At 57.5% G+C, this 24,638-nt stretch carries 18 protein-coding genes; 12 read left to right on the top strand and 6 right to left on the bottom strand.

Annotated elements, in window-relative coordinates; genetic code table 11:
• Positions 1-74: 74 nt before the first annotated feature.
• Both WD071_RS11830 and WD071_RS11825 read right to left on the bottom strand, forming a co-directional pair.
• A complete protein-coding gene (locus WD071_RS11830) occupies positions 75-2,537 on the bottom strand; it encodes a zinc-dependent metalloprotease (protein ID WP_368048589.1) in 2,463 nt (820 codons plus the stop codon).
• 38 nt (positions 2,538-2,575) lie between these two features.
• Positions 2,576-7,096 (bottom strand): crosslink repair DNA glycosylase YcaQ family protein, encoded by a 4,521-nt coding sequence (locus WD071_RS11825; RefSeq protein ID WP_368048588.1) that lies wholly within the window; start codon positions 7,094-7,096, stop codon positions 2,576-2,578.
• A gap of 166 nt (positions 7,097-7,262) precedes the next feature.
• Here WD071_RS11825 and lepB point away from each other — a divergent pair, with 166 nt between their 5' ends.
• The 5 genes from lepB to WD071_RS11800 all read left to right on the top strand — a co-directional run bounded on the left by lepB (position 7,263) and on the right by WD071_RS11800 (position 13,314).
• A complete protein-coding gene (lepB, locus tag WD071_RS11820) occupies positions 7,263-7,940 on the top strand; it encodes a signal peptidase I (protein WP_368048587.1) in 678 nt (225 codons plus the stop codon).
• A gap of 91 nt (positions 7,941-8,031) precedes the next feature.
• Complete coding sequence (gene gcvT, locus WD071_RS11815; protein ID WP_368048586.1) at positions 8,032-9,141, top strand: glycine cleavage system aminomethyltransferase GcvT; 1,110 nt, start codon at positions 8,032-8,034, stop codon at positions 9,139-9,141.
• Positions 9,142-9,192: 51 nt separating this feature from the next.
• Positions 9,193-9,576: a glycine cleavage system protein GcvH gene (gcvH, locus tag WD071_RS11810; RefSeq protein ID WP_368048585.1), complete on the top strand. Its 384-nt coding sequence runs from the start codon at positions 9,193-9,195 to the stop codon at positions 9,574-9,576.
• Positions 9,573-12,470 carry an aminomethyl-transferring glycine dehydrogenase gene (gene gcvP, locus WD071_RS11805; RefSeq protein ID WP_368048584.1) on the top strand — a complete coding sequence of 966 codons (2,898 nt, stop codon included), beginning with the start codon at positions 9,573-9,575 and terminating at the stop codon, positions 12,468-12,470. The genes gcvH and gcvP overlap by 4 nt, the downstream gene beginning before the upstream one ends.
• A 52-nt stretch (positions 12,471-12,522) precedes the next feature.
• Entirely contained in the window at positions 12,523-13,314 is a 792-nt protein-coding gene (locus WD071_RS11800; RefSeq protein WP_368048583.1) for an ion transporter, read from the top strand.
• Between the two features lie 66 nt (positions 13,315-13,380).
• Here the strand turns inward: WD071_RS11800 and WD071_RS11795 are convergent, their stop codons facing one another.
• Positions 13,381-14,418 carry a type IV pilus twitching motility protein PilT gene (locus WD071_RS11795; RefSeq protein WP_368048582.1) on the bottom strand — a complete coding sequence of 346 codons (1,038 nt, stop codon included), beginning with the start codon at positions 14,416-14,418 and terminating at the stop codon, positions 13,381-13,383.
• A gap of 218 nt (positions 14,419-14,636) precedes the next feature.
• On the opposite strand from WD071_RS11795, the gene WD071_RS11790 reads away from it, so the two are divergent.
• Entirely contained in the window at positions 14,637-15,524 is an 888-nt protein-coding gene (locus WD071_RS11790) for a hypothetical protein (protein ID WP_368048581.1), read from the top strand.
• A 97-nt stretch (positions 15,525-15,621) separates the two neighbouring features.
• Positions 15,622-16,572: a surface lipoprotein assembly modifier gene (locus WD071_RS11785; protein WP_368048580.1), complete on the top strand. Its 951-nt coding sequence runs from the start codon at positions 15,622-15,624 to the stop codon at positions 16,570-16,572.
• Positions 16,573-16,587: 15 nt separating this feature from the next.
• Here WD071_RS11785 and WD071_RS11780 read toward each other — a convergent pair whose 3' ends face one another.
• Positions 16,588-18,324, bottom strand: a complete 1,737-nt coding sequence (locus WD071_RS11780; RefSeq protein ID WP_368048579.1) for a S8 family serine peptidase — start codon at positions 18,322-18,324, stop codon at positions 16,588-16,590.
• Positions 18,325-18,452: 128 nt separating this feature from the next.
• On the opposite strand from WD071_RS11780, the gene WD071_RS11775 reads away from it, so the two are divergent.
• From WD071_RS11775 to WD071_RS11760, 4 genes are read left to right on the top strand one after another with little or no spacing between them, the layout of a single operon-like run.
• Positions 18,453-18,923, top strand: a complete 471-nt coding sequence (locus tag WD071_RS11775) for an RNA polymerase sigma factor (RefSeq protein WP_368048578.1) — start codon at positions 18,453-18,455, stop codon at positions 18,921-18,923.
• A 40-nt stretch (positions 18,924-18,963) separates the two neighbouring features.
• Positions 18,964-19,734, top strand: coding sequence for a hypothetical protein (locus tag WD071_RS11770; protein WP_368048577.1), 771 nt, complete (start codon positions 18,964-18,966; stop codon positions 19,732-19,734).
• A gap of 57 nt (positions 19,735-19,791) precedes the next feature.
• Positions 19,792-20,406, top strand: a complete 615-nt coding sequence (locus WD071_RS11765; protein WP_368048576.1) for a hypothetical protein — start codon at positions 19,792-19,794, stop codon at positions 20,404-20,406.
• Positions 20,407-20,458: 52 nt separating this feature from the next.
• A complete protein-coding gene (locus WD071_RS11760; protein ID WP_368048575.1) occupies positions 20,459-21,175 on the top strand; it encodes a YggS family pyridoxal phosphate-dependent enzyme in 717 nt (238 codons plus the stop codon).
• A gap of 14 nt (positions 21,176-21,189) precedes the next feature.
• Here WD071_RS11760 and WD071_RS11755 read toward each other — a convergent pair whose 3' ends face one another.
• Together WD071_RS11755 and WD071_RS11750 are read right to left on the bottom strand one after the other, a co-directional pair.
• Positions 21,190-21,438, bottom strand: coding sequence for an acyl carrier protein (locus tag WD071_RS11755; RefSeq protein ID WP_368048574.1), 249 nt, complete (start codon positions 21,436-21,438; stop codon positions 21,190-21,192).
• Positions 21,439-21,523: 85 nt separating this feature from the next.
• On the bottom strand, positions 21,524-23,035 hold the full coding sequence (locus WD071_RS11750; protein WP_368048573.1) for an AMP-binding protein: 1,512 nt from the start codon (positions 23,033-23,035) through the stop codon (positions 21,524-21,526).
• A 228-nt stretch (positions 23,036-23,263) separates the two neighbouring features.
• Here WD071_RS11750 and WD071_RS11745 point away from each other — a divergent pair, with 228 nt between their 5' ends.
• A complete protein-coding gene (locus WD071_RS11745) occupies positions 23,264-24,610 on the top strand; it encodes a serine hydrolase domain-containing protein (protein WP_368048572.1) in 1,347 nt (448 codons plus the stop codon).
• Positions 24,611-24,638 lie beyond the last annotated feature (28 nt).

Below are 24,638 nucleotides of genomic sequence, written 5' to 3'. Positions count from 1 at the left end.
GTTTTCCTCTCTATTAACCCGCCCTTTTGTTAAAAGCAGCACACTGCAATCGCTGACAGGCCACAAACAGAGTGTCAGATCGGTGCGCCCGGCGGCATCGCCAGTGGTGCCGACATCAGGCTGTCCGCGGCGCTATGGTCAAACCAGTTTTCCAGTTCATCGAGTGCCAGACGATAGTGCCCGCGCCAGTCCTGTTCCTGGACGTCATCAGTGGCATCGTCCAGCCAGCCTTCCAGGTCGCGCAGCGCCAGATTGAGCGCCGCCTTGACCTGGTTGTCGGTATCATCGCTGCGCGCCAGCGCCAGCATGCGATACAGCACCACATTGTTGACGGCCTGCTGCACGCTGCCTGACTGCCCGGACGGACGGTCACCCTGCCAGCTCTGCGATATCAGACGTGACAGCACATCATGCACCGATGGCAATTGCGCGTCGATGCTGTGCAGATTGTTGATACGCGCCAGCCGCTCCGGCTGCAGAATGCCGCTTACGGTATGATCTGCCGCTGTCTCGGCGATGCTGGCAAAATCCAGACCGAGAGCGGTGCGCAATGGAAAGCTTTCCCGGTTGCGGGAATAACCCACGGGTTTGGGCGGAATCAGTGCCAGGATCTCCGGCGGCACGGCCAGTACGTCAGGCGTCAGAGTCTGCATCAATGCATCAAGCGCGCGCATCTGGTCAGCTGCGGCAATTGGTGTGACCTGCTCCGATTCCGCGCTCTCACCATCGTAAACGGAATATTCATAATACATTCCGCCCACCAGTCGGTGCACTGCCTCTACCTGATACCGGTGCAAAAAATACAGAGGCACCAGTATCTCTTCGAGTTCGGCGTAGGGTTGCCCGGCGCGCAGATTCCCGGCACCAAAACGCCCCAACGCTGCCGCACGCACATCCAGCAACCGCTGCAGTTCATTGACCGGGTCAGCGCCATTGTCCCACAGGTGAGCCAGCGGATGGGCGCCGCCGGGCGCACGGCTGTCCCGGTCGGAAATGAAATACAGACCGTTGTCCCTGCTCTCCTGCAACGTCGCTGCCAGACCGACCGCCTCCTCCAGAGGTGTGGCGTATTCGGCATAACCATACTTGATCGCCTGGAAATCCCATTGCCCGAGCCCGACATCGTAAGCGTTCAGGGCATCCAGCACGCCGGTATCGCTTATTTCCAGTGCCGGATGCGGGTAGTCCATGACAGAGGCGCGGGAATTGACACTGGCGGCGAAGTTATGTGCGATACCCAGGGTATGGCCGACCTCGTGCGCAGACAGCTGCCGGATACGCGACAGCGCCAGTTCCTGAATCGCCTCATCAGAACCCTCCTGTGCCAGCCCGATCAGCGCCTGCGCAATGCGGTAGTCCTGCCGTACGCGCAGGGAACCCAGGGTGACCTTGCCCTTGATGATTTCACCGGTACGCGGATCTGTCACACTTGACCCGTAAGACCAGCCTCTGGTTGACCGGTGCACCCACTGAATCACGTTGTAACGAATATCCATGGGGTCGGCATCGTCCGGCAGTATCTCGACCTGAAAGGCATTGTCATAACCAATGGCCTCAAATGCCTCATTCCACCAGCGGGCACCGTCAAGCAGGGCCGTGCGCACCGGCTCCGGTACGCCTGCATCCAGGTAGTACACAATCGGCTCCACCGCTTCACTGCGCGCCGCTTCCGGATTGCGTTTTTCCAGTCGATGCCGGGAAATGAAGCGTTGCGTCATATCTTCATTGATGGGCGCAGCAAAATCTTCGTAACTGCGCGACCAGTACCCTGATTGCGGATGGAATGCCCGCGGCTGGTAATCAGCGTCGGGCAATTGCACAAAGGAGTGATGCTGACGCACGGTTATGCTGTCCGGTGTCGGCGTTACTGATCGCACCCAGGCGCCGGGCTGTGAACCGGCAAATGTGAGTTGCGCTTCGAACTCGGAATTCAGCGGAAAGTTTCGGGTTCTGTCCATGTAGATGGCAGAACGCTGTTTGTCGATGCTGTAGCTGCCCTGTTGACTACGTGCCAGACCACCGGCCACGCCATGCATGTCACTGAGCAGAAAATCCGTCAGATCAATCAGCACACTGTCGCCGTCTGATGCTTCAACCTCAAAACCGGCCAGGATGGACTCGGCAAACGCCTCTTCAACCGACAAGCGTTCTGCCGCGCTGTCCGAGTCAGCCCGATAATCGAGGTTGATATGTTTGAGAAACACTTTGTTGCCATGTCGTTCGAATTTGACCACACGACTGCCGCCGACCTGCCCCCGGTCCAGCCCGATGTCATTGGAGCCGATGCCCGTGGCCAGCGCATTGGCATACAGAAACTCTTCATCCCAGCGATCCACCACCAGCAGGATCTGACCGGTGGCAGCCTGGTAATAGAAATCAAAATACCCCTGCTGCAACTCGGCACCCTCTGTTGCTGCTGCGATAGAGGACGGCGCTTGTGCCCCGGCAGATTGCGCCTGTGCAGTCAGACTGGAACTGCAAAAAAGCATTAACAACGGAAACAATAGGACAGTGGTCATTCCGGACAACGGTTTCATTTCTATTTCCTTACTTGAGGTCAACAATAACAATCAATTCAGGCGAGGTAGCTTCTGAGTTTCGGATTCATGTCGTTGCGTCTTAGCAGTTGCTCCAGCGCCCAGCGATACTGCGCCGGCACATCGCGAAGAAAACGCACCGTATCGCCATCCAATACTACCAGCGGTATACCATCCTGATACAGTACGCGATTGCGGTTGGTACGCGCCAGTTTAACATCCGGCAGAAACAACGGCAGGTTGTTGACCGGGTCAGTGGCCGCCAGGCTGCAGTAAAACGCGTCTTCATAATTCGTGTCACCCGACACTTTGCGGCCACACTCGCGCAGCGGGGCCACGGTATCCGGCAGGGTGAACTGTTCACCGCCCAGGCCCTCAATAAAACGCCCGCCACGCACAGTACCGCGTAACTCGAAACGACGCAGCACCGGCAACAGCTCACGCCAGGCAGCCGCCGCTGATTCCCGCGCAATTATCTGTCGGCTGACCACACCCCAGCGCCGCAGATAGATCATGGCCAGTGCTTCCATCTCCTCACTGTCCAGACTGTCTGCTGGATCAACCGGCGCGATCAGGGACCAGCGCCCGGCCTCCTCGATACTGAAACCGGTGCGACGGGATCGTTGCCGCGAACTGTTGCGCGTTGACGGTTTGCGCGACTCGGGCGTCAGCAATGCACGCAGGCCGGTAAAACTGTCACTGGTCAGCAGACCATTGGCAACCAGCTCGGCCAGTGCCTGCTCCAATTGCGCCGGCAACAAACCCGTGTGCTGACGTATCTCGGCAAAAAAGCTGGCGCCGCGCTGACGCAGATAATCAAACGCCTGCTGCGCGCCAGACGACAGATCCGGTTGCGCCGGGCTGGTGGCCGACAACAGCTGCCATAAAACCATATTCTCCCGCGACGAAACCGTAATCGGCGTGGCTTTGACCGGACCGGAACTGCGCCGGCTGCCGGCACGCACTGCTGTCAATTGCGCCGGCGGCGTGTAGCGACCCCAGACAATACGACCGCTGATACATAACATATCCAGCCAGGTCGGGTCATACATGGCAAGCCGCGCGGGCAATATTTCACCTTCCCACGCCGATGCGGGGGCCGACATGCCGTCAAGCCGCTCCAGGGTGCGCTGCAGCAAAGCCTGGCCTTCGGCCATCGACGGCAATGGCACCGGCCGCGGGGTCAGGGTCTGCTGACGCAGCTCGTGCAGCCCGAACAGGAAACGGGTGTAGGCCTGCAATGACACCGGTTTGATGGCATCGCGGTGCGTATCCAGCGTGTAGCGATGAATACGTTGCAACAGGCGACGCTCACACCACTGCAGCGAATCATCATCAGTGCGCCCGATGCTGTCTCGGGTAAAACGACCCCTGAAGGCGAAGCCTTCTGCCTCAAGTTTCAACAGCGCCTGGTCCAGCAGGCTGCGGGGCAAACCGCTTTGAGCATGCAATTGCGCTACGCTCACCGGCCCGAGCACATCAAGCCGTCTTCGGATCAGTGTTTGCGCAGCCTCCTCGGGTGTCAGCATGACATCAGTCGGGCTCGCTGGCAGTTTCAGTTCAGGCGTAAAGGCCGCCGCCGGATCAATGGCCCTGAACACCGGCACCAGTTCGGCACTCAAAAAATGACCGGCACTCTGCAAGCGACAGGCCCGGCCCTGGCTGACCAGCGTTTCAAACAAGGCGACATGACTCTTTTGTGTCACCTCATCCACCGTCATGAAACCGGCGCAGTAGAGCGCATCGTGCATCTCTTCCGCGTCACGCATCAGTGGCCAGGCTTCTTCGCGCACACGGCTTATCGCGGCTTCATCCAGGCGGCTGTAGGCATCGGTCTCGGCCGGATCCGCCCAGCTGCGGTTGCGAATGGCATTGGTGCGGCGCTCTTCGAACGGCGCGTCATCCAGGAAGGCGTAGGGCCGTGCGTTGATGATTTCCTGGGCAAAGGGTGATGGCTCACGCAGATCCAGCGCCACCAGGTTCAGCGACTTGCTCTCGAACGCGCGCAACAACGCCAGCAACCCTTCAATGTCCATGGCTTCGGTCAGGCAATCATGGATGGTCTGCTGCACCAGCGGGTGATCGGGAATGTCGCGCTTGCCGGTAATGTTTTCCTGGCAGGCCAACTGGTCGGGAAATACCTGGGCCACCAGATCTTCGGCGTCCATGCGCTGGAATTGCGGCGGCACGCGCTTGCCAGAGCGGTTACGCTGAATGGCGAGCGAGCGGGTCGCATTCCAGCGCCAGCGCACCTCAAACATGGGCGCATCCAGCAGCGCCTGCACCAGTACATCGGTCACCGTATTGCTGTGCAGGTAAGCGAACACTTCCTCCAGCGGAAAACTGTGTACCGACCCCAGCGAGATGACAATACTGTCTTCGTTGGCAGCGGCCTGCAGTTCAAAATTGAAGGTGCGGCAAAAGCGTTTGCGCAACGCCAGGCCCCAGGCCTTGTTCAGTCGGCTACCAAAGGGCGCATGTATCACCAGATGCATGTCGCCCACTTCATCAAAAAAACGTTCCATGACAATACTGGTTTGTGTCGGCATCACCTGCAGGGCATTGCGGCCAGCATGCAGATAGTCCACCAGCTGGGTGGCGGCGCCCTGCGGCAGACCCAGTTCCCCGGTCAGCCACAGCACGGCCTGTTGCGGGCCTTCGTCGGTGAGATAGTGATCAATGGTTTCACGCAAGCGCGACACGGCTGACGACAGCTCCTGGCTGCGACCGGCAGCCTCACCGAACCAGAACGGCACAGTTGGTTTCTGGCCGTGAGCGTCACGCACACGCACTTTCAACCCGTCGACGCCCATCATCTGCCAGCTGTGCGAGCCCAGCGTGAAAATATCGCCGGGCAGTGTTTCCAGTGCAAAATCTTCGTTCAGCGTACCCACCACGGTATCATCAGGATCGAGCACCACCTGGTAATCAAACATGTCGGGAATCGCGCCGCCATTGGTCAATGCGGTCAGCCGCGCGCCACGCCGGGCGCTGGCACGCTGATTGATGCGATCCAGGTGTAGCCAGGCGCCCCTGCGACCCAGCCGGGTTGAGTAACCATCACCCAGCATCTGCACAAGATTGTCAAATACTGTGCGCTGCAGGTCACGGTATGGCCAGGCCCGCGTCATCAGAGCAAACAGATCATCAAGCGACTGGGGGGCAGGATCTTCATCCTGTCGCGCTGCCAGTTCCGCTACCAATTGCTGAGAAAGAATGTCCAGTGGCGCCTCTGGCATCAGAATCCTGTCCAGCTCTCCCCGGTGAATGCTGTCCACCAGCGCGGTGCACTCGGCCAGATCATCACGCGTTAACGGAAACAGGATGCCCTTTGGCGTGCCGCCCACTGAGTGACCGCTTCGCCCGACACGCTGCAAAAAAGTGGCGATACTCTTGGGGGAAGCAAACTGCACCACCAGATCGACGGCACCAATATCAATACCCAGTTCCATGGACGCGGTGGCGACCAGCACCTTGAGTTTGCCGGCCTTGAGCTGTTGCTCGGCGCGCAGTCGGTGCTCCTTGCTCATGCTGCCATGGTGAGAGCTGACCAGCCTGGCTTTGGAATTAAGCTCCGCGGCTGACTTGAGCCCCGCGGATGAACTGAGCGCCGCGGCGCTGCCCCCCGCCAGATCGTCGGCCTCCAGGCGCTCGGCCAGCGCCAACGCCAGGCGCTCGGACAAACGCCGTGTGTTGACAAACACCAGGGTAGTCTGGTGACTGTTGATCAACTCCACCAGGCGCTCGTATAACTCGCCCCACACATCATTACTCATCAGTGCAGACAGCGGCGAAGAAGGGACTTCAATACGGATATCCCGCTTGCGATTGTGACCGCTGTCAACAATGACACAGTCGCCAGCAGCGGCCGCGCCGGATAGAGCGGCCGCGCCGGATAGAGAGCCGGCGCCGGTCAGGTAGGAGGCCACCAGCTCAATCGGTTTCTGTGTCGCCGACAGGCCGATACGCTGCACCGGCTGCCCGGTCAACGCCTGCAGGCGCTCCATTGACAGCGCCAGATGCGAGCCACGTTTGTCACCCAGCATGGCGTGAATTTCATCGATAATGACCGAGGTCACCCCGCGCAACATGTTGCGACCGTGCACGCTGGTCAACAACAGATAGAGTGACTCGGGGGTTGTTACCAGTATGTGCGGCGGATTCTTCAGCATTTTCTGCCGTTCGGCCTGCGGTGTATCCCCGGAACGCACGGCAACCCGGATACCGGCCGGGTGACAGCCCTGCAAAAACAGTTCGTCTTCGATGCCCGCCAGCGGCACCTGCAGATTACGCTCTATGTCATTGCTCAGCGCCTTGAGAGGGGACACATACAGGATACGGGTCTGCGCAGGCAGCGGCGCCTGTTGTGCCTCCTGCACCAGCGTATCAATAGCAGCATAGAACGCAGCCAGGGTTTTACCGCTGCCGGTCGGCGCTGCCACCAGGGTGTGACGGCCCTGCCGAATTGTCGGCCACGCCTGCGCCTGGGCGGGTGTAGGCGCGCCCAGATTCTGCTCAAACCAGGCCCGGCACGCGGGATGAAAGGACGACAACGGCATAGGGTCAGTCCGTTAACAGGATTAATCGTGGCAGCTATATCGCAAAATATACGTCATTTATCGCACGAATACAGCACAAACAGTCTGCGGGCGTTGACCAACGGCAATGTTACGGCTAACGTTGGCGTTTGGCGTCACAGCCCAACCATAGGGAAATGTGTTACCCGTGAAATTCCTGTCATCAACCAGTCAGTATTTTGCAGCCTTCTGGCGCGAAAACCGAAAATTCCTGCTGATTCTGGCCAGCATTCTGTGCTTCAAGAGCGCAGTGGCTGATCTCAATTCAATATCCGGTCGGTCCATGCAGCCAACCCTGCTCGACGGCGACAAGGTCTGGGTCAACAAACTGGCCTACGACGTTAAACTGCCCTTTACCGGCATTTCCATGCTCGAGCTGGCTGAGCCCACACGAGGGGATATCGTCATCATCGACTCCGAAGTTGCAGGAAAAAGGCTGGTGAAACGGATTATCGGACAACCCGGCGACACGGTATACATGCGCAACAACCTGCTGGTCGTTAACGACGAAATCATCGATTTCGAAATTCTTGCGGAAAACCGCGAAGGCACCGTTGTTGTTGAGCACCTGTTTGATGAAACCCATCAGGCGCTGCTTTCTGCGGCTGGCACCAACCGGTCAAACCGCAGTTACGGCCCGGCACAGGTGCCAGACGAACACTTTTTTGTGCTCGGTGACAATCGCGACAACAGCGCCGACAGCCGCCTGTACAGCTTCATTCCCCGCGATCAGATTGTAGGACGCTCCAGCTCCGTGGTTTTTTCCATGGACAGTGACCATGCATTTCGTCCACGCAGTGGCCGTTTTATGGCGCAACTGGACTGACACACTGTTAAAACGCCCTGCCAGACAGTAAACTACCCCTCTTTTCCAATGCTGAAACACGCGTCAATACCGCGCCGGGGGATATCTGCCTGTGGGACACCAGACTGCACTGTACGCCAAGCACCTCGAATCAGGTGCTAAAATCGTTGATTTCGGCGGCTGGGACATGCCGATCCAGTATAAATCCCTGATCGAAGAACACACCGCAGTCCGGGAAAAGGCGGGGGTATTCGATGTGTCCCATATGACCATCGTTGATATCAGCGGCCCGGATGCTGAAGCGTGGCTGCGCTACTTGCTGGCCAACGATGTTGCACGACTGAAAGACACAGGTGATGCGCTCTACACCGGCATGCTGAACGAAAACGGCGGTGTCATCGACGACCTGATTGTGTACCGCATGGCCTCGGGCTTCCGTATGGTCGTCAACTGCGCCACGCGGGAAAAAGACCTGGCCTGGATGCAAAGCCAGCAGTCCGGTTTCACCGTAACCCTGACTGAGCAGCCGGAGCTGGCCATACTCGCAGTGCAGGGACCACAGGCCATCGATATCGTGCTGGAGGTAGTCAGCCAGCGCTTTTCAGCAGACGATTCGGCACGCGTGAGTGGTCTGAAAAATTTCAGCAGCGTAGAACTGGATACGTGGTGTATCGCGCGCACAGGCTACACCGGAGAGAACGGCGTTGAAATCATGCTGCCGAATGCGGAAGCCCCGCAGGTATGGGACCAACTGCTGGCTGCCGGGGTTAAACCCATTGGCCTGGGTGCTCGCGACACGTTGCGCCTGGAAGCAGGCATGAACCTGTACGGACACGATATGGATGAAAGCATTTCACCCTTGTCGGCCAATATGGGCTGGACCATTGCCTGGGAGCCCGCCGAGCGTGATTTCATCGGCCGCAAGGCGCTGGAAAAGCAACGCAAGTCAACCGACAAACCAGCCAAGCTGGCGGGGCTGGTGATGGAAGAACGCGGCGTTCTGCGCGAAGGTTTGCGGGTGGAGTGCACACTGAGCAACGGCTCCACCGAGGACGGGATCATTACCAGCGGCACTTTTTCGCCGACATTGAAGCACAGTATTGCACTGGCCAGAATCCCCGCTGACACTCAGCACTGCGCGGTCGACATCCGCGGTAAATTGCTGCCCGTGCGCCTGGTCAAACCGGGTTTTGTGCGCCTGGGCAAAAAAGTTTTTATTTAATTTCAATGCCAAACACCCAATATCCAATGCCAAACACAAGAGGACAGACCCGTGAGCGAATTTCCTGATGATTTGAAATATGCTGCCACCCATGAATGGGTGCGCGTTGAAGAAGACGGCAGTGTGACCATCGGCATTTCCGATCACGCCCAGGAATTGCTGGGTGACATCGTGTTCATTGAACTGCCCGAAGAAGGCGCTGTTGTGACGGCCAAAGACGAGATGAGCGTTGTTGAATCAGTGAAAGCAGCGTCGGACATTTATGCACCGGTCTCGGGTGAGATCATCGCCGTCAATGAAGACCTCACCGATGCCCCGGAAACCATGAATTCATCGCCCTACAGCGATGGATGGCTGTGCCGGATCCTGCCCAGCAACCCGAGTGAAATCGAAGAACTGCTGGATGCGGACACATACGCCGGAATGTGTGAATGAATATAAATACGCCCCTGCGATCCCTGCAAGATAACGACACCTTCATCGGCCGCCACATCGGGCCTGATGAGCAGCAGACCCGGACCATGCTGGCCGCACTCGGTTATGGCTCTTTGAGCGAACTGACGCGCGCCACCGTGCCTGGCAGCATTGCGCTGAACCGTCCGCTGGCGCTCGCCGAACCACGCAGCGAACAACAGGCACTGGATCGCCTCAAACAACTTGCGCAGCAAAATGTCCTGCACCGATCCTATATCGGTCTGGGCTATTACGACACGGTGACGCCACCGGTCATTTTGCGCAATGTGCTTGAGAACCCGGGCTGGTACACGGCATACACGCCCTACCAGCCCGAGATTTCCCAGGGGCGTCTGGAAACCCTGCTGACATACCAGCAGATGGTGCTGGACCTGACCGGCATGGAGCTGGCCAATGCATCGCTGCTGGACGAAGCCACTGCCGCAGCAGAGGCCATGGCGCTCGCCAAACGGGTCAGCAAGGCACGCAGCGCCAACGCATTTTTTGTGGACCAGCGCTGTCTGCCGCAGACCATTGATGTCATCCGCACCCGCGCCGACAGTTTTGGTTTTGAGCTGATTGTCGGTCCGGCAAAAGAGGCAGCTTCGCACCCGGTATTCGGTGCCATCCTGCAATACCCGGATGCTGATGGTCACATTGAAGATCTCACGGACATCATCAAGGCGCTGCAGGCTGACCAGGCCATCGCCTGCGTTGCTGCCGACCTGATGAGTATGGCGCTGCTGACGGCACCCGGGGAAATGGGTGCAGACGTTGTTGTCGGCAACACTCAGCGCTTTGGCGTTCCCATGGGTTTTGGCGGCCCGCACGCCGCCTATTTTGCCACCCGGGATGAATACAAACGCGCCGTACCCGGCCGTATTATCGGCGTTTCCATCGATACCCGCGGCAAGCAGGCCTATCGCATGTCCCTGCAGACCCGGGAGCAGCATATCCGCCGTGAAAAAGCCAACAGCAACATCTGCACAGCCCAGGTACTGTTGGCCAATATCGCTGCCATGTATGCCATGTACCATGGTCCCGAAGGTGTGCGTCGCATCGCGCTGCGCATTCATCGCCTGACCCGGATTCTGGCAAGCGGCCTCTACAAAAAAGGCATCAAAGGCAACACCAGCTTCTTTGATACGCTGACCCTCGAGTTGTCAGCCGATCAGCGCAGCGCCGTGCTTGCGCGCGCAGCCGAACACGGCATCAATCTGCGCACACAAACCGGCGATGCCACCGTTGGCATCAGCCTGGACGAATGCACAACAGTCAGTGACATTGAAGTGCTGTGGCAGGTGATATTGGGCGCCGATGCTGCCGACCTGAGCACTGAGGCAGTCGATGCGGAGTTGAGTGAGCACAACAAGCTGGGCATTCCGGCGGCGCTGCAACGACAATCCTCCTATCTGCAACACCCGATTTTTAATCGTTATCACAACGAAACCGACATGCTGCGCTACCTCAAGCGTATGGAGAACCGCGACCTGTCATTGGCACACGCCATGATTCCCCTGGGCTCGTGTACCATGAAACTGAACGCCACCGCAGAGATGCTGCCCATAACCTGGCCAGCGTTCAGCAAACCGCACCCGTTTGTGCCCCGTGAACAGGTCACCGGTTACGTACAGATGATCCAGGAACTGGAAGCCATGCTGGCCGAGATCTGCGGCTTTGATGCCGTCAGCATGCAGCCCAACTCGGGCGCGCAGGGTGAGTATGCCGGCCTGCTTGCAATTCGCAAGTATCTGGACAGCAAAGGCGAAACACAGCGCAACGTGTGCCTGATCCCAAGCTCGGCGCACGGCACCAACCCGGCCAGTGCACAAATGCTGAGCATGAAGGTCGTGGTGGTCGCCTGCGACAGCAAAGGTAATATCGACGTTGAGGATCTGCGTGCCAAAGCGGAGAAACACAAAGATACGCTGGCCGCGCTGATGATTACCTACCCGTCTACCCACGGCGTCTTTGAAGAAGCCGTGCGCGAGATCTGTCAGATCGTGCATGACCACGGCGGCCAGGTCTATATGGACGGTGCCAATCTCAATGCCCAGGTGGGTGTATCCCGGCCTGGCGACATCGGTGCCGACGTTTCACACGTCAACCTGCACAAGACTTTCTGTATTCCGCATGGCGGCGGCGGCCCGGGCATGGGTCCGATCGGGATAAAACAACATCTGGCGCCTTTTGTATCAAACCACGCTGTGGTCAAACTCGACGGCCCGCAGGCAGGCAACAGTGCCGTGTCCGCCGCACCCTGGGGCAGCGCCAGCATTCTGCCAATCTCCTGGATGTATATCAGCATGATGGGCGCGGCCGGTCTGCTGAAAGCAACCCAGGTTGCCATCCTCAGCGCCAATTACATCGCACACCGGCTCGACGGGCATTATCCGGTTCTGTACACCGGACAGAATGGCCGGGTCGCTCACGAATGCATCATTGATCTCCGGCCGTTAAAGGCAGCGTCCGGCATCACGGAAGAAGACATTGCCAAACGCCTGATGGACTACGGCTTCCATGCACCAACGATGTCATTCCCGGTGCCCGGCACGCTGATGATCGAACCCACTGAAAGCGAACCACTGGAAGAGGTTGACCGTTTCATTGAGGCCATGATCTCGATTCGCCGGGAAATCGCGCGGGTTGAATCCGGGGAACTGGACGCGGACAATAACATGCTCAAGCACGCGCCCCATACCCTGGCCGACATCATGGATGAGAGCTGGGAGCGGCCCTACAGCAAACAGGAAGCTGCGTTCCCGGCCGAAGGTCTGCGCGACAACAAGTTCTGGCCTGCGGTCAATCGCATCGACAATGTGTACGGCGACCGCAATCTGTTCTGTGCCTGCCCGGCCATGGAGTCTTATACCTGACGCGCAGCGCGTGCCGACAGGTTATTTTCAGAGGTTTTATATGGGCCTGACAATGAGGCAACGGATTGCGCAGTGGATTGACAGCCCGATGGTGCAGAATTTCATCATCGGCATCATCATCTTTAACGCCATTACGCTTGGACTGGAAACATCGACCACCATGATGCGGGTTGCCGGTGGTGCTCTGCGCGCAATCGAGCAGATTGTGTTGGTGATCTTTGTTATCGAGATCGCACTCAAGCTGTTTGCGCAGGGCCCACGCTTTTTCCGCAGTGGCTGGAATGTATTCGATTTTGTCATTGTCGGCATTGCGCTGGTGCCGGCCTCAGGCCCGTTCGCCATTCTGCGTGCTTTGCGCATTCTGCGGGTACTGCGCCTGCTGACCAAAATCAAACGCCTGCGCATGATCATCGAATCTTTGCTGGCGGCCTTGCCCAGCATCGGCTGGATCGTGTTTTTACTGGGCATGGTGTTTTATATTTTTGCTGTCATGGGTACGCAGCTATTCTCGGGTGCCTTCCCCGATGACTTCGGCACCCTGGGCCGTACCCTGTACACGCTGTTCCAGGTAATGACCCTGGAAAGCTGGTCAGAGGGCGTATCCCGTCCGGTGATGGCGGTCTATCCCTACGCCTGGGTGTATTTCATCAGTTTTGTTCTGGTGACGGCATTTGTGGTGCTGAACCTGTTTATCGGTATCATCGTCAGTACCATGCAGGAGCGTCACTTCGAAGATGAATCTCTGCGCCAGGCGGAGCAGGACCAGCGTGCCCACAATGAACGTGAAGAGATGCTGCGCCTGATCCGGGAGCTGAACGACAAAGTGGATCGTTTGCAGCGCTGAACGGGTACTTCCTGACACCGGTTTTACCGGCTGCCAACGCTTAACCGGTTTAAAGCCACACCGGTCTTAGAGGAAACCATCCGGCATTTTTGCCTTGCTGCGGGCATCGTCCTTGCTCACCATGCCCGCCTGCACAAGCTCTTTGAGATGCTGATCCAGTGTCCGCATACCCGTATTGGAGCCGGTCTGAATCGCCGAGTACATCTGCGCCACCTTGTCTTCCCGGATCAGGTTACGGATAGCCGGGGTACCCATCATGATTTCAAAAGCAGCCACCCGGCCACCACCAACCTTTTTCAGCAATGCCTGTGACACCACAGCCTGCAATGATTCCGACAACATGGATCGCACCATGCTTTTTTCGCCAGCCGGAAATACATCTATCATCCGGTCAATCGTTTTTGCTGCCGATGTGGTGTGTAGCGTAGCAAATACCAGGTGCCCGGTTTCGGCGGCGGTCAGCGCCAGACGGATAGTTTCCAGGTCACGCAGTTCACCGACCAGAATGATGTCCGGATCTTCGCGCAGCGCCGACCGCAGCGCCTCGTTGAAACCCTTGGTATCCCGGTGCACTTCGCGCTGATTCACCAGACACTTCTTGCTCTTGTGGACAAATTCGATCGGGTCTTCAATCGTCAGAATATGTTCGTAACGAGTGTCGTTGATGTAATCCATCATTGCTGCCAGCGTGGTACTTTTACCCGAGCCCGTGGGCCCGGTCACCACGACGAGGCCACGCGGAAAGCTGGCGATCTGCTCAAACACCTTGCCCATGGCCAGTTGCTCCATCGTCATCACCTCGGCCGGAATGGTGCGGAAGACCGCCGCCGCGCCACGGTTCTGATTAAAGGCATTCACACGGAAGCGCGCCAGACCCGGCATTTCAAAGGAAAAATCGGTCTCGAAAAACTCTTCGAAATCCTTGCGCTGTTTGTCCGTCATGATTTCATATATCAGTGCATGCACGGTCTTGTGATCCAGCTCGGGCCCGTCGATGCGCCTGATGTCACCGTCAACCCGGATCACTGGTGGCATACCCGCCGTCAAATGCAGGTCTGAAGCACCGTTTTGTACGGCAAAAGTCAGTAACTTGCTGATATCCATAGCCACACTCTTTTTTAATATTTGATATTTGCTATTTGTTATTCGCTGTTCGTTCTGAATTGTCGGGCCAACCTTAACCCTTTCACCCAACTATAGCATCCCGGTGCCTGATGACTTCACCGCAAACCAAAAAATTTTCTCATTTTGTGCCAGCAGGGAATAAATCGGTCACTGACATCGTTAAAGGGGTGTCAATCACGAAAAAGGAGATTTTGACAATGGCCAGGATCACAGTTTCAAAGATATTCAAACCATCCATGCTCGCCCTTGCTTGCGCAATGACTATTTCACCGTTGTCGTATGCTCAGGACGAGACCGCCGGCGATACCGACGTGCAGGTCCAGACCAGCGTGTCTGCTGATGTCGAAACCAGCACCAGCATCGCCGCAGAAACCGGTGTTAACGACAACGTTGATGCGTCGATGCAAGAAGATGTCAATGCAGAGGCGGGCGCAGAAGAGGACATCGATCTCAGTCTGTCCGTATCCAACGCGGTTGCCCGGGCTCGTGAAAACGGCGAATCGGTGTCAGAAGCGGCTATCTCTGCTGCGGCTGAAGCTGGTGCCGGCGCTGGCACGGCTGTCGCCCTGGCTGTGCAACGGGCGCGCGAGAATGGCGAATCCGTGGCTGATGCCGCCATTGCCGCCAGCGCTGAATTTTCAGCCCGGGCGCGAAGTGAGGCACGGCAAGGGGTCGCTGAAGTTCAAGGCACTGCCCGGCTGACAGGACGTGTTGCCGCCGATGCAGCACGCGACGCACGCAGCGCCGTTCAGGATAGTGCCCAGGAAACTGTCGGCGCGGAAACCCGGCAGGAACTTCGTGGGGACATTGGCGCTGCCATCAGCGGCGAGGTGACATCAGAAACTGCTCGCACCGTGCGCGACAGTGTTCGTGCAGACGTTGAAGGCAATGTCAGCCAGCAGGTGCGCAGTGAAGTCAGCGGCAACGTGCAGGGAAGTGCACGGGAAAGTGTGCGTGAAAATGTACGCGACACTGTTCGCGACGATGTACGCGGTAACGTAAACTCTGCGGTAGGTGCAGAGGTCGCCGGCGAGGTCAGCAACTCTGTGCGTCAGAATATACGCAACGGCATCACCGGCCAGTAATGGCTGCCGTGCTGCAAGCTGCATCGCCGCTTCAATACAAGGCCGGAATCACACGATTCCGGCCTTTTACAGCAACAACACATATCAGGGGAAGGATATGAAAACCAGACCACGGCAATTCTCTGCCATAACGCCATGCCACAGCGCCACCGCGCTGCTACTGTTGGCAACGAGCATTGGCTCCGGTATCGCAGCGGCACAGACGGACGAGGCGTTCACCTTGTCCGGCTCACTGGAAGCCGGTGCCGAATACAACAGCAACGTCAGCGTAAGCGAACTGGAAAGTGCCACCGGCGAATCTGACACGGCAGGCAACCTGGATGCAGGCATCGACGCCAACTGGCAAGCCTCCGACAGATTGTCCGTAGATGCCGGCTACAGCTACAGCGCCGAGCGCTATCAGGACTTCGACGCCTTCGATCTGGATCTGCATCTACTCTACGGCGACGTCAGCTATGAGTTTGACCAGCTCAGCATCGGCAGCAATTACTATCTTGCCGATGCCCAGCTGGGCGGAGATGATTTCCTGACGCTGAAACAATATTCGTTTTACGCTGGCAAACTGTTAGCCGACCAATGGTTTCTGCGCGGCGCACTGAATTTTGCCGACAAATCATTCGACGACTTTGCCCAACGCAACGCCGACACTGAGGGCCTGAGCCTGGACGCATTCTGGTTCTTCAACCAGGGTCGCAGCACCCTGGTGTTTGGCTTTTCCCATGACGACGAGCAAACGCAGGACCCAGCTTTCTCTTACGCTGCCGATACACTGAGACTGCGCTACACCAACCGTTTCAGCCTGCTGGGCAATGACACCGAGTTCCGTTTGGGCACCCGCTTTCAGGACAGAAATTACCAGGCCGCTACACCCGGGCTGGGGGCCCGGCGCAATGACCGACAGCACGTCACCGACGCCCGCCTGGAAATGTCACTGACAGACTACCTGGCAGTTGCCACACAGATAGAGCGTGGTGACTATCAATCCAATCTGAGCAGCGCAGACTACACCGAGAATCGTGCCTCGGTATCATTAAAACTGACGTTCTAGAACCAGATGTTCTGATCAAGGGTGAAGCAGGCCATGGCCGAATACCGGGTCATGACCTGTGGCACCCAGGTCCGACGCCTGATTTATCAATGCCTCCCTGGCAGCGGAAACACGTTGCGAATCATTGGCCAGTGCACAGGCAAAAAAAGCACTGACGATCGGCGCCGCCATCGACGTGCCTGACTCGCGACCAAAACCGCCGTCGCCACGCGCCGTCGGCACCGAGACACCCAACGCGGTAAAATCCAGGTGTTTGCCCTGAGCAGCCCAACGATACACAGTACGATCATCAGCGACAGCACTCGTTGCAACGACACCCTCGTAGGCTGCCGGATACAATAACCCGGCATGCGGCCCTTCGTTACCAGCCGCTGCTACAATGATTTTATCCTGCGCCAATACTGTCGCCACGGCTCGCTCCAGCAAGCGGTTGGCCGGCCCGGTCAAACTCATGTTTATCACGCGAATATCGTCTTGCGCCAACATCCAGCTGATAGCCTCCAGCAAATGCATGACGGTTGCACCTTGATGATAGGCATCCTGTGAGTACACAACACTGGCATTGTAAAGCGTGGCGTTTGGCAGCAAAGGCGCCAGGTCATAGCCATGTTCCTGACCTCGCCCGATCAATACACCGGCTACCGCTGTACCATGCCCCGAGTGCCTGTCGACCCTGTCCTGCACAAACTCCCGACTGACAAATCCGGAGGTGCTGCCGGTCGGTCTTGCAAATGCAGGGTGATCAATGTTGATCATGGAGTCGATGACGCCGACAGATACAGCATCTTCACACACCGCATTCATCGGCAATGGCAGAGGGGACTTGCCGTCACCGCTATCAGGGCTTGTATCCAGCGCGGCAGATTGTGCAGAATAAACATGGTTGCGATCAATCAGGTCACGCAGGTCGTCAGGCACCAGTTCAAGAATCTGATCGTCGGCGTCCAGATCTGGCGGGACACGAAATTGCAGCAGATAACTTTCTTCAGCAAAGTTGCTGGTCTGCGCCAGGTACTGCATCAGCGCCGGTGCTTCGTTGATCAACCGTGTCCGCTGGGGGCCGGTCAACAGCATGACCCATTCGCGCTCCAGGACACGAATATTCGGCTCGATGGCGATCTCTACGAAGACCTCACCACCGTCTTCATCAGCAATGGGCAAACGGTCAGGCAGATTTGCCATCGGGCTGGGTCCGGGGATGCGATCCAGCGCCTGACGAGCGGCATCCGGCAACCTCAGCGCATCGGCAGCGGCGTTGCTGCCGGATCCCTGATCCGGCCTCTGCGACACGCGCTCAAGCTGACCCTGGGTACGCTCCAGCAGTTGCTCCTGCACTCGCGCTGCCTGCCCCCCGCGGACCCGCTCCTGAGCCTGATTCTGTGCCGACCCGGCCTGTCCCTGAACCCGATCGATGGCCTGATCCAGCACCCGGTCAACGGCCTGCTCCTGTGTTCGTTCCGCCGCCTGTTGCTGGCTGCGTTCGGCCGCCTGATCCTGAGCCCGACCAACCGCGCGCTCCACCACCTGATCCGCAACCTGCTCGGCTGTCTGCTCCTGTACGCGACCAGCAGCCTGTTCCTGCACACGGTCCCGGGCCTGCTCCTGAGCGCGCTCGACAGCTCTTTCCTGAGCCTGTTCCGCCTGACGTTCCACCGCATTCTGCACGGCATTTGTCACCGGCTGGGCGGCTGCCACAGCAGACCCGACCAGCAGGCTGGCGCTGAAATTTATAACAAGACCTCTGAATCGCATCGGCTTCCCTGAAAATCAATAACTTATACTTACTTTAACGCAGCAGCAGCAAAAAAAATCCCGCCCCTCGGGAATAAATTAAATTACCATCCGTCAACAGGTTAAGAAAGCAGAAAAGCAAGGCGCTTATGAATGACCAGCTGATGGACATATTGCCCGGACTCAGACGATTCGCCTGGTCGCTGACCCAGTCAGTGCACGATGCAGACGATTTATTGCAGGCAACCGTGGAACGCCTCCTCAAAAAAGGCGTACCTGACGGCGTGGAAGTCGCCAAATGGGCATTCACCATATGTCGCAATCTGTGGATAGACGAATACCGGTCGCGGCGCGTGCGGAAAAGCACGGACATCGACACCGACCTGATCGACGCCGGACAGGTTGATGGTGAAAACGACATACAAGCACAAATGCAATTGCGTCAGGTATTGCAGATCATGCAACAGCTACCTGAGGAACAACGCCTGACACTGACCATGGTTTCGATACAGGGCATGTCTTACATGGATGTTGCGCAGGCACTGGAGATCCCGGTTGGCACGGTCATGAGTCGCCTGGCCAGAGCCCGCAGCAAGCTGTCTGAACTGGTGAAAACCTAGCGTAACCGATTTCCGGCCTCAGGGCTGATGGAGCGATGTGATGAACATAAGTGATGAAAAACTGGGAGCGTTTCTGGATCAGGAACTACCGGAACGGGACATGGAAGCGATCCGCGATGCCATTCAGGACGATGCCGCGCTGGCTGAGCGTCTGGCTGTGCTGGCCAGCGCCGATGCTCTGCTGAAGCGGCATGCGGCCGCCCTGGATGCACGACCGATGCCGGACGCAGTGATGAAACTGCTGCAGCCTGAAAGCACGAAAAATCACGTCGACCAGGCAGCAACAACAGACAATGTCGTCCAGCTGTCGCGCTGGCAAAAAACGCGGCGACAAGCCGGCGGCTGGATCCGTCAGCATGCCGCACTGGCAGCCGGCATTGCGCTGGTCGTCGGATTCATCGGCGGTCAGTTTCTGGACCCGGAAGCCGCCCGCACGCCCGCGACAACAATGCTGGCAAACAACCTGGATGCCACTGTCAGCGATGCACTGGATAATTCACCCAGCGGCGAAACCATCGCTGTATATGACAACGCCAGCCTGCTGAGTCGCTTCAGTTTTGTCGACCAGCAGGCGCGGCATTGCCGACAATTCGTTTTGGAAAGCACTAACAGCACCAGTGAAAATGTCGCCTGTCGCGTCAGTAGCGGCTGGGAACTGGTTGCCAGTGCTCAGGCCACACGTATTTATACCGGAGACTACCAGACTGCCAGTGACAGCTCATTGCTCGACAGCACACTCGACGCCATGATGGCGGGAGCTGCCCTGAGCCTGGAAGAAGAAAACGCATTGATTCAGAACCAATGGCAGTAAGGTAACGGCACCGGTCATTGTTGGTACCCTGATACACGAGCAAAAAGGAGACATCACATGAATAATGTCAACGCAGGCAGCACTTTGGGCAGCACCTTTAGTAACATCTTTGGCAACACCTTTAGCAACACCGTAAGCAAGATCCGGGCAACCCGGTCGGCGCTCACAACAATTGTCGTGCTGGCTGTCAGCCTGCTGACCGCATGCGCATCGCAACCAGACTACCGGGCAGCCGATGGCCGTGGTTATGGTTACACTGATCAGCAGTTGAGTGGTGACCAGTATCGCATCAACTTCAAGGCCCGTGGTGACAACACTGGCCTCGCCATGGACTATGCCATGTTGCGCGCCAGTGAATTGACCATGGAAAACGGATACGACTGGTTTGATATTGCCAGTCGCGACACGCTGGTAGACCGTGAACGCATTGAACCGGGCATGTCCGCCGGGGTTGGCGCCACATACACCACCGTGCAGGACTGCGGGCTGCTCACCTGCCGCACCTATCAGCGCCCGAACCAGCAATACCACACGGGAATGTATCTGGGCGACGAGCGCAGTGAAGTAGAAGTCATCATGGAGATCCGCATGGGCACAGGCATACGACCAAGCGGTGAGCAGATCTACGACGCGCGCGAAGTCTACGAAAACCTCAAACCGACAGCATCATAGCAGCGACCGGCCATGATATGATTGACGATGTTGCCAACAAAGCAGACAGATCATGACCGGATCCTCGCACAACAGTCGTATCGCGGATAATTACCAGCACCTCCTTGCGCGCATCCGGGAGCAGGAAACCCGACACCAGCGCACGCCCGACAGCGTGCTGCTACTGGCGGTCAGCAAAACCCAGGGCGCTGACAAAGTACGCGAAGCCCATGCCGCCGGTGCGCGTCACTTTGGTGAAAACTACGTGCAGGAGGCGCTGGACAAGATCACAGTGCTGGCTCAGCCGCCGCAGGCCCTGGACAACATCACCTGGCATTTCATCGGGCCGATTCAGTCCAACAAAACCCGGGATATAGCCGGTGCATTCGACTGGGTACATAGCGTTGACCGGCAGAAAATAGCACAGCGCCTGAATGATCAGCGCCCCGATCATCTGCCTGCGTTAAACGTATGTGTACAGGTGAACCTGTCAAACGAAGACAGCAAATCCGGTGTGACCCTGAATGAAGCGGTGACGCTTTGCACCAGCATCATCAATCTGCCGCGTTTGCGATTGCGCGGCCTGATGGCAATTCCGGCACCCGGCACTGACTACCAGCAACAACGTGCCGCTTTTCATCCGCTGGCCGAGCTGTTCGAGTCCCTGCAACAGCAATATCCGTCGATGGATACTCTCTCCATCGGCATGAGCGATGATTTTGAAGCAGCCATCGCTGAAGGCTCCACCATGATCCGCATCGGTACCGCCATCTTCGGCGCTCGCGCCTGACAGACAGCGCGATATCAGGCTGCCTTGGACAAACGGACAAGATCAACCAGATCACTGACCGTCTCGACCTGAAACAGGGCATGTTCGGGTATCTCGATGCCGAAATGGACTTCGATTTCAAACACAATCTGTATCATTTTCAGAGAATCTATCATCAGGGATTTCACCGTTGTATCCGCCGCGATTGAACATGCTACCGACTTCGGCTCCAGACACTCGCGCACTATAGCGATGATCTGACTATCCATAACTTGCCTTTCCATAACCTGTCCCTCCATGACACACTACCTCCAACCATTCTTAACCATTTCCGACAAAACACGACCAACCTTGCATCAATCTGCGTTGTTATTTCCCCCGCACCGGCAACAGACGCAACATAAGCGATCCATCTTCCAGCAAGACTGCGCATGCTTTTCTGAGCACCATGCCGCTGACAGACAAGGGCAAGCTGCCCGGCCTGAGCAACAAAACACGATCCAGCTCACACCCGGTTTCAGCCAATACCCTCTCCATCACCTTACTGACCACTCCCTGCCAGCTTTCCGCCAGCTGTCTGGTCGCACATTCCGCCAGCAGCACGGTTTGCCTGCTGTCTTCCGCGTGCAGCACCACGCAACGACTCAAACCTCGCGCCCCGAATACCTGTAGCACAAACGACTCGATATCCTCAGCCTGGAAATCGAATCCATTTTGTGAGAAGCGATGCCGGCATCTGCCCCGGCAGTACAATTCATTATCGCTTTGCAGCAAACGATCACCCGTATCAAACAAGGCCAGGAGACCGGGATCCGGCACCCCCAGGGATAGATAGGCAATGCCATCGATGTCACAGGATTTGAACCCCCGGCGCCCGGAAATAAAACTACAGACAGCAGACAGGCCGTAACATGAAAACAGTTTTTCCGCTGACATTCCGTTACGTTGATACCGTTCAATAAAATGCAAAACACTACCGGGTGCAACATGGTCACCACCCACACAGACTGACCGTAGCGCTGACAGGTCCGGCTCGAAATCGGATCGGTTTCTCCCGTCATGAGCGGCCAGCGACAGCACCGCCGGTGGCGCACTGATAATTGTGCAGCCAAGACGCGAGGCCGCCTGCAACCAGGGCCGGGCGTCATCCAGGGCCTGCCTGAGCGGCAAAAAATATGAGCGAAGCCCCAGCCGAACGGGCAAAAGCACATGCAGAAGAAGCGCCATGCCATCGGCCAGGTCCAGAGATGTCAACAGACTGTCGGTCGAACCCGGACCAAGTGCCTGTATCAATCTGTCGACACTGGTCAGCAGATGACTATGTGACAACGCGACCGGCGCCAGCGGCTCATCACTGAGCAGACCCGGGTAGATAAGCGCCACATCGGTCGCCAGGAGCTGTGGCCGGCACCAGTCAGTCGCGGGCAACGGGTCGCTTGCCAGGTAAAGCAGGTTCTGGTGTTGTGTGTCAGAAAGCATGGCTGGCCTGAGCCGGCCTGATCTCAGGTTCTCCAGCGTTTTCTTTGGCCCAAGTACAGCCTCCACGCCGGTGTCAGCAATAATGTCGGCGATATTTGCCATGCCCAGTCTGCGACTGAAGGTGACCGGCACCGGCACGCAACCTGCCAGCATCACACCAAAAAGAGATTCCAGAAATGCCGGGCCATGCGGGCTCAGTACCAGGACCGGTTTCCCCGCCAGCACCTGTCCCTGAAGCAGGCCTGCTATTTGTGTTGCCTTACGCAACAGATCACTGCTGGTCAGCACCGCAACGCTTTTCTGCGCAGCATCAAGGAAGGTATACAGCGGGAGAGCAGGGTGCTCCCGGGCGAGATTTTCAAGCAGTGTTACGATGTGGTTCCGGTGGTGCGTCGAACTCATGCCGTCTCCATGGCATTCAGGGCTTTCTGTCAAGATCTTCGTTCAGGGCCTGCTTTCAGGGCTTTCATTCAAGGCCGGACAAATTTAAATGATCGTTTATGTTTGTGTCACATTATCAGTTTAGTTCACAGATCTACCCGCTTCCACTTTTTATGCCATAATCGGACACGGTGCACATCAGCACCGGACGAGAAGGCGTATATAAAGACGTATATAAAAAGGAGCCGCATGAAAAAGCTAATTGCCACTGTCATCATCGTGTTCGCCATCGCTTATGCGTTCGCCAGCGGCATCACGCCATCCTATGTATTCAATGCACCCGGTGTGGCATCGGGCATAGGCGCCAAGCTATTGTGCAGCTCGCGCTACGTCAGCGGGCTGTCGCCGGAGCAGTCATTTGATGACCTGGTCCAGTACTCGTCGATATTGCAGTACCTGGACGTTGACTACGATGATGACAACCGTGTTGTCACGACCTCGCTGTTCGGTCTGGCGCCGAGCACGGCAAGCCATCAACCCGGGCTCGGTTGTTATACCGAATATGACGGCTTTGCTGCCCGTGCCAGCGCAGAGCTGCAGCCCATGCCTGTGTTCAGCAGCCGCTGGCCACATGGCACACGGGTGGAGACGATTGACAACGATATACAGGCCCGGATCGATACCATGGTGAGTCAGGACAACGGTCAGGGCTTTAACACGCGGGCACTGCTTGTGGTCAAAAACGGCAATATCGTGGCCGAGAGCTATGCCCAGGGCGCCGGACCGGAAACCCCACTGCTGGGCTGGTCCATGGCCAAGAGCCTGATCTCGGTGATGCTGGGCAATCTTGAATACCGGGGCATGCTCGACGTGGACGAGACACCGGGTTTTGCCAGCTGGCAGGCGGATGAACGCGCTGATATTCGCATTCGTGATTTGCTGACCATGACCGACGGCCTGGATTTTTCTGAGCAGTACAATCCCGGCGATGATGCCACCGCCATGCTGTTTACCGAGCCCTCGGCATCCGGTTACGCCATCGCCAGGCCCGCATTGCATGCGCCGGGCACCCGGTTTAACTACAGTTCCGGCAGCGCCAATATCCTGTCCCGAATCTACTTTGAGCGCACTGGCGGCAGCCTTGCCGCGAGCATGGCTGATTACCGGCGCCACATCGCCGGACCACTGAGTTTCCAGCATGCCGTGTTTGAACCTGATGCCCACGGCGTATTGGTCGGCAGTTCCTATCTTTACGCGTCGGCCCGTGACTGGGCGCGACTGGGGCAGATGATGTTGCAGGGGGGTGTGCTCAATGGCAAGCGTATCGTCAGCGAAGCATGGGTGCAGCGATCAACCCAGGCTGCTAACAGTTCGGCTAACCACCAGGCCTATGGTTATCAGTGGTGGCTCAATACCGGCAACGCAGCACCGCGCTGGCCGGATCTGCCCGCCGATGCCTATGCTGCGCAAGGCAATCGACAGCAGAGCCTGACCGTGATTCCGTCGGAAGATCTGGTGATTGTCAGACTGGGCTGGACCTCAGGCCGGTATCCTGCCAATGAGCGTTTCGCAGAAATAGTCGAGGCGCTGCGCTAGCGCCCCGGCTCTTCACTGATGCGCCAAC

The organism is Pseudohongiella sp. (genome assembly GCF_040877505.1).
GTDB lineage: Bacteria > Pseudomonadota > Gammaproteobacteria > Pseudomonadales > Pseudohongiellaceae > Pseudohongiella.
The sequence above is the reverse complement of the archived record's forward strand: the minus strand, read 5'-3'. Positions and strand labels throughout refer to the sequence as shown.

Coding starts and splice junctions, on each gene's coding strand:
- WD071_RS11800 (WP_368048583.1), top strand. CDS start 12,523: ATGAGGCAACGGATTGCGCAGTGGATTGACAGCCCGATGGTGCAGAAT.
- WD071_RS11755 (WP_368048574.1), bottom strand. CDS start 21,438: ATGGAAAGGCAAGTTATGGATAGTCAGATCATCGCTATAGTGCGCGAG.
- WD071_RS11760 (WP_368048575.1), top strand. CDS start 20,459: ATGACCGGATCCTCGCACAACAGTCGTATCGCGGATAATTACCAGCAC.
- WD071_RS11745 (WP_368048572.1), top strand. CDS start 23,264: ATGAAAAAGCTAATTGCCACTGTCATCATCGTGTTCGCCATCGCTTAT.
- WD071_RS11780 (WP_368048579.1), bottom strand. CDS start 18,324: ATGCGATTCAGAGGTCTTGTTATAAATTTCAGCGCCAGCCTGCTGGTC.
- WD071_RS11825 (WP_368048588.1), bottom strand. CDS start 7,096: ATGCCGTTGTCGTCCTTTCATCCCGCGTGCCGGGCCTGGTTTGAGCAG.
- WD071_RS11785 (WP_368048580.1), top strand. CDS start 15,622: ATGAAAACCAGACCACGGCAATTCTCTGCCATAACGCCATGCCACAGC.
- WD071_RS11770 (WP_368048577.1), top strand. CDS start 18,964: ATGAACATAAGTGATGAAAAACTGGGAGCGTTTCTGGATCAGGAACTA.
- gcvP (WP_368048584.1), top strand. CDS start 9,573: ATGAATATAAATACGCCCCTGCGATCCCTGCAAGATAACGACACCTTC.
- WD071_RS11765 (WP_368048576.1), top strand. CDS start 19,792: ATGAATAATGTCAACGCAGGCAGCACTTTGGGCAGCACCTTTAGTAAC.
- WD071_RS11790 (WP_368048581.1), top strand. CDS start 14,637: ATGGCCAGGATCACAGTTTCAAAGATATTCAAACCATCCATGCTCGCC.
- WD071_RS11830 (WP_368048589.1), bottom strand. CDS start 2,537: ATGAAACCGTTGTCCGGAATGACCACTGTCCTATTGTTTCCGTTGTTA.
- WD071_RS11750 (WP_368048573.1), bottom strand. CDS start 23,035: ATGAGTTCGACGCACCACCGGAACCACATCGTAACACTGCTTGAAAAT.
- WD071_RS11795 (WP_368048582.1), bottom strand. CDS start 14,418: ATGGATATCAGCAAGTTACTGACTTTTGCCGTACAAAACGGTGCTTCA.
- WD071_RS11775 (WP_368048578.1), top strand. CDS start 18,453: ATGAATGACCAGCTGATGGACATATTGCCCGGACTCAGACGATTCGCC.